The organism is Sphingobacterium lumbrici (assembly GCF_006476045.1).
GTDB lineage: Bacteria > Bacteroidota > Bacteroidia > Sphingobacteriales > Sphingobacteriaceae > Sphingobacterium > Sphingobacterium lumbrici.
This window is the reverse complement of the sequence record NZ_SRZY01000021.1, coordinates 1-1,043: the sequence shown is the minus strand read 5'-3', so window position 1 is coordinate 1,043 and position 1,043 is coordinate 1. Positions and strand designations below refer to the sequence as shown.

Here is a 1,043-nt window from a genome sequence, read left to right as displayed (position 1 = left end):
TAACGTGAGTTCGGTTTAAGCAGCAAGGAATAATTGATTTTCTTGCTGTTCAAATTGAATATTTAATGAAGGTTTTTTAGGGAAGAAAGCATAAGCGGCTAATGCTCCTAAAATATTCAATAAAAAGTTACTTACAGACCTATGTCTTGTATGTTGTAGCTTACAAATGTTTTTAAGTTCATCATTGACACATTCAATAATTGCTCGCTTTCTGAGCATTATTTTATCCGTTTGACTAAGGTTTATTCCTTTCATATTTTTTCTTGGTTTGGTCACCATTTGTACTCCGTTTCCCCATAATATATCGGCCATTGCTTTTGAAATATATCCTTTATCCCCATAGAGTTTACCAAAAATATCTTTAGTCATATCCATCATATGTTTTAGATTTCTGTCATCTACATTCCCCTTTGTGAGATAAAAAGACAATATTTCACCTTTATCATTGATGATCAGGTGCAGCTTGAAGCCATAAAACCAGCCAATGGAGCACTGACCTCGTTCTGCAGTTCCCTTAAAGACTTTGTGCTGATGTATCCTTCTATTGTGACATACTTTGATATGCGTAGAATCTATAAAATTGACACCTTCACTTTTGCCAAGACAGCACATCTTTACAAACAACATAAAGGTGACGGCACACCTAGGCTGGAGTTCAACGAATCTATTGTAGGAGGTCAGTCCAGGAAAGAGATCCTTTAGATGCGGCAGTGCATAATGAACATAGAATGACTTAAGATTAGTAAATTGACCTGAATGAAAAAGAACCATCAAGCTGATTATTTCGCTATCACAAAGACCTGTTTTTCTATTGCGCTTACCCAGTTTTCTGTCTTCAATACGATTTTCTTCAAGAAGGGGTTGAATTTCTTTGCAGAAATCATCGACCTTAACAAAAATTTCTATAACTTTATCTCTTAACATAGGGCTTGATTTGCATTTGCAACAATTTGATTGTCAACTAATTGTATGCAAAAATCAAGCCTTTTTTTGTTGAAATAATATATAAATTTCACTTTTTTCTTATCCCGAACTCACGTTAA

Annotated in this window: 1 protein-coding gene; it reads right to left on the bottom strand. The window is 34.3% G+C overall.

From position 1 onward, the window contains the following. Positions 1-15 precede the first annotated feature (15 nt). Entirely contained in the window at positions 16-924 is a 909-nt protein-coding gene (locus E4F24_RS05395; protein WP_140937650.1) for an IS982 family transposase, read from the bottom strand. Positions 925-1,043: the final 119 nt, after the last annotated feature.

Excerpts from the sequence above, each read along its gene's own strand:
- E4F24_RS05395 (WP_140937650.1), bottom strand. The coding sequence starts at position 924 with ATGTTAAGAGATAAAGTTATAGAAATTTTTGTTAAGGTCGATGATTTC.